Source organism: Umezawaea sp. NPDC059074, assembly GCF_042738955.1.
Classification (GTDB): Bacteria; Actinomycetota; Actinomycetes; order Mycobacteriales; family Pseudonocardiaceae; genus Umezawaea.
On record NZ_JBHYHC010000247.1, the window covers coordinates 1 to 6,986 of the forward strand.

The window sequence follows — 6,986 nt, forward strand, 5'->3', positions numbered from 1 at the left end:
CAAAGGTTTGTCAAGGCATCTTTCCCGCCTTGACAAACCTTTGCGGGCATAGAAATAATTGCGCATCGGGGCGAGACCCCCTCGGCAAGCGCCGCGGCAGGCACTCCGACCCAGGCGTGAAGAGGCTCCGACAAGAGGGATGATCTGACGGGTTATGAGTCCGGTTCACCTCCTAAAGACAACCTCCCAAAAACACCCCCACCCAACCCCGGCGGGCCGCTTGGATTCGGCCGTCCGGCCTACTAGGTTCGGTCTCCTATGGTCGACGCCCGGTTCCAGAAGCTGTCGCTCGTCTCGCTGATCGCCTTGTGCGCCTTGGCTTTGCCCGCGTGCGCGACACCGAAGCGCGCCGCGGCCCCGCCTCCGCGCATCCCCACGATCGTGGTCCCCACTTCGGTGACCCGCACCCCTGTCATGGCCGACCGCCCGCTCCCCGAGGCGTGCGAGTTGATCGTCCCAACCGAACAGATCGCCCAGGCCCTCGCACAGGAACTCCCGAAACCCACCGAGATCATCGGCATCCCGGAACCGTCCATCGCCCGCACCGGCAAGATCGACTGCTACTACGGCATCCCCGCCAACCGCCCCTTGGCCGACGCGACCCTGGTCATCGGCGTCTCCACCTACGCCGACGAGCTGTCCGCCCGCCAACGCGTCACCGAGAGCGTCGAGGCCGAACGCCAGGGCGGCGCCACCGTCGCCGAGGTCGACGTCGCCAAGCAGAAGGGCACCCTCGTCACGACGACCCCCGAACGCCTCCTCATCGGCTCCCTCGGCAAGTCCACCTTCGTGGTCCGGGCCAAGGCGGGCCTCCTCCCGGACGACAAGCTCCCCGCCGTCCTCGCCGGTTTCGCCGTCCAGTCGATGACCCAGCAGATCTCCTGAAAGACTGGCCCCATGTTGCGCGTGGGCCTCTCCGGGGGAATCGGGTCGGGCAAGTCAACCGTCGCCAAACGCCTGGCCGAACACGGGGCGGTGCTGATCGACTCCGACAAGCTCGCCCGCGAGGTCGTCGAACCCGGCACCGAGGGGCTCGCCCAGATCGTCGAGGCCTTCGGCGAGGACGTCCTGGACGAGCACGGTGCCCTCAACCGGGCGGCCCTCGCCGCCAAGGTCTTCACCGACGAGACCTCGCGCAAGACCTTGAACGGCATCGTCCACCCCAAGGTCGCCGCCCGAACGGCCGAACTGATCCAGAACGCGGCCCCGGACGCCATCGTCGTCCACGACGTCCCGCTGCTCGTGGAGAACGGCCTGGCCCCCGCCTACCACTTGGTCCTGATCGTCCACGCCGACCCGGACGAACGGGTCCGCAGGCTCGTCGAGGCCCGTGGCATGGCCGAGCAGGACGCCCGCAACCGCATCGCCTCCCAAGCCGATGACGACCAGCGGCGCGCGGTCGCGGACGTGTGGCTGGACAACTCCGGCACCCCTGACCTGGTGCTGGCCGCCGTGGACGAGCTGTGGGCCGACCGGCTGGTGCCGTACGAGGCGAACGTCCGCCTCCGCCGCCGCGTCTCCGGCCGCGCCAAGGTCGTCCCGTACGACGACACCTGGCCCCAGCAGGCCGAACGGCTCAAGAAGCGGATCAGCCTCGCCGCCGGGGGCCTGCGGGTCGAGCACATCGGCTCCACCGCCGTGCCGGGCATCGCGGCGAAGGACGTCGTCGACCTCCAGTTGGGCGTCCCGTCGCTCCAGGCCGCCGACGACCTGGCGGACCGGCTGGGCGACGCGGGCTTCCCGTTGGCGACCAAGGACGCCGTGGACGTGCCGAAGCCCGAAGGCGCGGACCAAGAGCTGTGGCGGAAGCGGTTCCACGCGTCGGCGGACCCGTTCCGGCTGGTCAACCTGCACGTCCGGGTGGAAGGCGGCCCGGCGTGGGAGTGGGCGCTGCGGTTCCGGGACTGGCTGCGGGCCAACCCGGACGAGGTGGCGGACTACCAGGAGTTGAAGCTGAAGCTGGCGGCGGAGCACGCCGCGGACGAGACGTGGGCCGAGTACGCGGACGCCAAGGAGCCGTGGATGGCGGCCGCGTCGGAGCGCATGGGCTACAGCGGGGGCCAGACCTCGTAGAGGCCGCGGTGCATCAGCCACGACGTCATGTCGTGGCGGTGCAGGCTGATCTCCTCCAACGTCCGGTGCACGGTCCGCAGCGCCAGGTCGGCGTCGCCCGACCGGAGGACGCGGCCCGCGACGGCGGCGGCGAACTCCTCGGAGCGCACGATCCGCGCGGTGGTGCCACCGGGGACGGCGAGGCCCAGCAGGAGGTCCGTGGTGCGCCACGACCGGCCGTCGCGCTCCACCCGGACCGCCGTGAGGACGCTCGGCGCCCGCCGCGCGTGGCGCGACCGGGGGCGGTGGTGGGTGAGGCGCAGACCCAGGTCCGGGATGAGCCACGTGACCTCGGAATCGGAGAACGGGTCCTCCGGCGTCGGGCATTCCATCCGCAGCCCCCACCGCTCGACCTCACAGGTCGTGAGATGTCGCGACATCCCGGAGGAGTAGCTGCGAACAGCGCTTATGGTGTCGACCGTGTCGACCAGCTGAGGTGTGATGACCGCTCCCACGCGACCCGAGGGTAGCCCTAAGTGTGCGCTCGGTAACCCTCCGGGTCGATTTGTTACATCACGGATTGGGGTATCAAAACACTGTCAGTACTACCGGCGTCGCCAGGTCGTGACCGCGCCCTGCGAGGCCAGCCAGCGCACCGCGTCGAAGCCGTGCGCGGAGATGCCCGCGACCGCCCGGTAGGTCGTCTCCAGCGCCCACTGCGCGCGCGGCGCCTGGACCAGGCCCGCGGCCAGCGCGGCGAGCAGCTCGTCGGTGTCCAGCACGGTCACGCTGCGGCCGGTCCGGACGATCAGGTCGAGGTAGAGGTCGATCGTCTTCCACACCGTGCCGCTGGAGGTGATCTCGACGACGTCCACGTACAGGTCGTAGTCGCGCTCGTGGCCGGGGTGCCACGACTGCCGGGTGACGCGCAGGCCGTGCGCGGGCAGCAGCCACGACTCGAAGTGCGACAGCTGGGGGTGGCCGGGCACCGGGCGGAACATGTACAGCCCGCTCGGCGACGTCCGGTACTCCTCGACACCCCGCAGGTGCCCCTTGGGATCGGTGTTGCTCTTCGCGTCCAGGTCGAAGTACTCGATCTTGGGCGGGTGGACGTGCGCCGGGGCTGCCTCCTGCGTGTGCATCCCGTTATCTTGCCGAGTCCAACGGCCTACCGATATTGCTACATTCGGTTGATTCCCGTGTCTAAGATCCGCGCATGTTCGGCATCATCCGCCCTTGTCGCACCCGCCTCGGCCCGGAGTTGGCGGAGGCGTGGCTGGCCCACCTCTGCGGCCTGTGCCTCGCCCTGCGCGACGACCACGGCCAGCTCGCGCGGGTCGTCACCAACTACGACGGCCTGGCGATCTCGGCGATGGTCGAGGCCCAGTCGCCCGTCGGCACGGGTCGCCGCGCCGCGGGACCGTGCCCCCTGCGGGGGATGAAGACCGCGAACGTCGCTCAGGGCGGTGGCGCTCGCTTGGCCGCGACCGTGTCGCTGGTGCTGGCCTCGGCGAAGGTGCGCGACCACGTGGAGGACGGCGACGGCGTGTTCGCCCGCCGCGCCGCAAGGGGAGTGGGCCGCAAGGTCGCGTCGCGCTGGGCCGACCAGGCCGCCGAGACCGGAGCCGACCTCGGGTTCGACACGTCCGTGCTGGTCACGGCCGTGCGCAGGCAGGCGGAGGTCGAGGCGACCGCCGGGCTGGGCAGCTCGGTGCTGGTGGTGACCGAGCCGACCGAGACCGCGACCGGCGAGGCGTGCGCGCAGACCGCCGTGCTCGCGGGCCGCCCCGGCAACGTGGTCCCGCTGCGCGAGGTGGGCAGGCTGTTCGGGCGGCTCGCGCACCTGCTGGACGCGGTGGAGGACCTGGAGGAGGACCGCGCGTCCGGCGCGTGGAACCCGCTGACCGCGACCGGCACCGACCTCGCCGAGGCGCGGCGGCTGTGCGACGACGCGGCGCTCGGCATCAAGCTCGCGCTGCGCGAGGCGACGTTCACCGACGACCGGCTCGTGCACCAGCTGTTCGTGCACGAGCTGAAGCAGTCGATCGCGCGCGTGTTCGGCGATCCGCACAGCCACCAGCCGCCCCAGCCGCCCGGCTGGCAGCCCGCGCCCGGCATGTACCCGCCGCCCGTGCCCCACCAGCCACCGCCGGGCCAGGAGAACACCTACGGCCAGTACGCCCCACCGCCGATGCCGCCGCCCGGCGCTCCCGGTGGCGGCACGCCGCCCGGCCCGCCCCCGCCGCCGGGGAAGAAGAGCCGCAAGAACCCCAAGGAGCCCGGCCCCGGCAGCGGGCTGTGGTTCTGGCCCAAGCTGGTGTGGCCGCCGCAGGGCCGCAACGCCGTGGCGGGCTGCCTCGCCGTGCTCTACCAGTGCGGCACCTGCCAGTACTGCTGCCGCGACCCGCACCCCGGCCCGTGGAGCGGGAAGTGGCGCGACGCGTGGTGCGACAACTGCGACTGCGATTGCGACTGCTGTGACTGCGACTGCTGCGGATGTGACTGCTGAACGGGGCCTGACCAGCGTCGATCAGAAATTGTCGGACCCTGGGCGTACCTTCGTCCTGTGGCATTCCCTACCGAGATCCCCGCTGAGGACGAGACCCCCAAGGCGCACTCGCAGTTCCGGCCCGTCGGCGACATCCCGCGCACCGACGGGCAGTTCCGCATGGTCGCGGACTACGAGCCCGCGGGCGACCAACCCGCGGCGATCGCCGATCTGGAACGCCGCATCCGCCGCGGCGAGAAGGACATCGTGCTGCTCGGCGCCACCGGCACCGGCAAGTCCGCCACGACGGCGTGGCTGGTCGAGAAGGTGCAGCGCCCGACGCTCGTGATGGCGCCGAACAAGACCCTCGCCGCGCAGCTGGCGAACGAGTTGAAGGGCTTCTTCCCGGACAACGCGGTCGAGTACTTCGTCAGCTACTACGACTACTACCAGCCAGAGGCGTACATCCCGCAGACGGACACGTACATCGAGAAGGACTCCTCGGTGAACGACGACGTCGAGCGGCTGCGCCACGCGGCCACGATGAGCCTGCTGACCAGGCGCGACGTGATCGTGGTCGCGTCGGTGTCGTGCATCTACGGCCTGGGCACGCCGCAGTCGTACCTCGACAGGTCGATCTCGCTGGCCGTCGGCGCGGAGGTCGACCGCGACCTGTTCCTGCGGGCGCTGGTCGACGTCCAGTACACCCGCAACGACATCGCGTTCGCGCGCGGGACGTTCCGAGTGCGCGGCGACACGGTGGAGATCATCCCGGCGTACGAGGAGTTGGCCATCCGGGTCGAGTTCTTCGGCGACGAGATCGAGAGCCTGTACTACCTGCACCCGTTGACCGGCGACGTGGTCCGCGAGGTCGAGGACCTGCGCATCTTCCCCGCCACGCACTACGTGGCGGGCGCGGAGCGGATGGAGCGGGCGATCGGCGACATCGAGCGCGAGCTGGAGGAGTCGCTGGCGAAGATGGAGCGCCAGGGCAAGCTCCTCGAGGCCCAGCGGCTGCGGATGCGCACCAGCTACGACCTGGAGATGATGCGGCAGGTCGGGTTCTGCAACGGCATCGAGAACTACTCGCGGCACATCGACGACCGGCCCGCCGGGTCGGCGCCCGCCACGCTGATCGACTACTTCCCGGACGACTTCCTGCTGGTCGTGGACGAGTCGCACGTGACGGTGCCGCAGATCGGCGGCATGTACGAGGGCGACGCGTCCCGCAAGCGCAACCTCGTGGAGCACGGCTTCCGCCTGCCGAGCGCGCTGGACAACCGGCCGCTGACGTGGGAGGAGTTCGCCGACCGCATCGGGCAGACGGTGTACCTGTCGGCGACGCCGGGGCCGTACGAGATCGGGCAGGCGGGCGGCGAGTTCGTCGAGCAGGTCATCCGCCCGACCGGGCTGATCGACCCCGAGGTGATCGTGAAGCCCACCGAGGGGCAGATCGACGACCTGGTGCACGAGATCCGGGCGCGCGCCGAGCGGGACGAGCGGGTCCTGGTGACCACGCTGACCAAGAAGATGTCCGAGGACCTGACGGACTACCTGCTGGAACTGGGCATCCGGGTCCGGTACCTGCACTCCGAGGTCGACACCCTGCGGCGGATCGAACTGCTCCGGCAGCTGCGGCTGGGCGACTACGACGTGCTGATCGGCATCAACCTGCTGCGCGAGGGCCTCGACCTGCCCGAGGTGTCGCTGGTGGCGATCCTCGACGCGGACAAGGAGGGCTTCCTCCGCTCCGGCACCAGCCTCATCCAGACGATCGGCCGCGCGGCGCGCAACGTGTCCGGTCAGGTGCACATGTACGCGGACCGGATCACCGACTCGATGCGGCACGCGATCGACGAGACGAACCGCCGTCGGGCGAAGCAGATCGCGTACAACACCGAGCGGGGGTTGGACCCGCAGCCGTTGCGGAAGAAGATCACCGACATCCTGGAGCAGGTGTACGCCGAGGCCGAGGACGCCATCGAGGTCGGTGGGTCGGGGCGGAACTCCTCCCGTGGGAAGCGGTCGACGGGTGAAGCCGGGGGTGGGCGCAGCTCGGGGGTGTTGGCGGACAAGGACCGGTCCGGGATGGCGCGGTCGGAGTTGGCGGACCTGGTGCAGCAGTTGACGGACCAGATGATGGCGGCGGCTCGGGACCTCCAGTTCGAGCTGGCCGGGCGGTTGCGGGACGAGATCCAGGACTTGAAGAAGGAACTTCGAGGCATGGACGCGGCGGGCGTGAAGTAGGCCTGGAAGTAGGCCCGACAGACTCAGCGCCCCACGACACGCTTCCTCGTCTCGTGGGGCGCTGACCCTTCGGTGTGGGCTTGGGCTTCCGGTGCTTGGTGGCTGCTGGTTCCAGCGTGGTTGCTTGGTGGCTGCTGGTTCCAGCGTGGTCACCGGGCGATTTGCGTCGTGGGGTGGCCGATTTGACTTGGGGACCCCT

The 6,986-nt window shown here is 70.2% G+C and carries 6 protein-coding genes; 4 read left to right on the forward strand and 2 right to left on the reverse strand.

Annotated features, from left to right (window positions below; translation table 11 throughout):
- Positions 1-258: 258 nt before the first annotated feature.
- Positions 259-885: a hypothetical protein gene (locus tag ACFWW9_RS45330; protein WP_390389729.1), complete on the forward strand. Its 627-nt coding sequence runs from the start codon at positions 259-261 to the stop codon at positions 883-885.
- Positions 886-897: 12 nt separating this feature from the next.
- Positions 898-2,073: a dephospho-CoA kinase gene (coaE, locus tag ACFWW9_RS45335; RefSeq protein WP_390389731.1), complete on the forward strand. Its 1,176-nt coding sequence runs from the start codon at positions 898-900 to the stop codon at positions 2,071-2,073.
- On the opposite strand, the gene ACFWW9_RS45340 is transcribed toward coaE, so the two are convergent.
- Both ACFWW9_RS45340 and ACFWW9_RS45345 read right to left on the reverse strand, forming a co-directional pair.
- On the reverse strand, positions 2,049-2,492 hold the full coding sequence (locus ACFWW9_RS45340) for a hypothetical protein (protein ID WP_276023469.1): 444 nt from the start codon (positions 2,490-2,492) through the stop codon (positions 2,049-2,051). The genes coaE and ACFWW9_RS45340 overlap by 25 nt on opposite strands.
- Positions 2,493-2,657: 165 nt before the next feature.
- The gene (locus ACFWW9_RS45345; protein WP_390389732.1) at positions 2,658-3,194 is read right to left on the reverse strand and encodes a DUF402 domain-containing protein; all 537 of its coding nucleotides are present in this window, start codon (positions 3,192-3,194) and stop codon (positions 2,658-2,660) included.
- Between the two features lie 74 nt (positions 3,195-3,268).
- Here ACFWW9_RS45345 and ACFWW9_RS45350 point away from each other — a divergent pair, with 74 nt between their 5' ends.
- Both ACFWW9_RS45350 and uvrB read left to right on the forward strand, forming a co-directional pair.
- Positions 3,269-4,561 carry a DUF5685 family protein gene (locus ACFWW9_RS45350; RefSeq protein WP_390389734.1) on the forward strand — a complete coding sequence of 431 codons (1,293 nt, stop codon included), beginning with the start codon at positions 3,269-3,271 and terminating at the stop codon, positions 4,559-4,561.
- A gap of 57 nt (positions 4,562-4,618) precedes the next feature.
- Positions 4,619-6,787 carry an excinuclease ABC subunit UvrB gene (gene uvrB / locus ACFWW9_RS45355; protein WP_390389737.1) on the forward strand — a complete coding sequence of 723 codons (2,169 nt, stop codon included), beginning with the start codon at positions 4,619-4,621 and terminating at the stop codon, positions 6,785-6,787.
- Positions 6,788-6,986 lie beyond the last annotated feature (199 nt).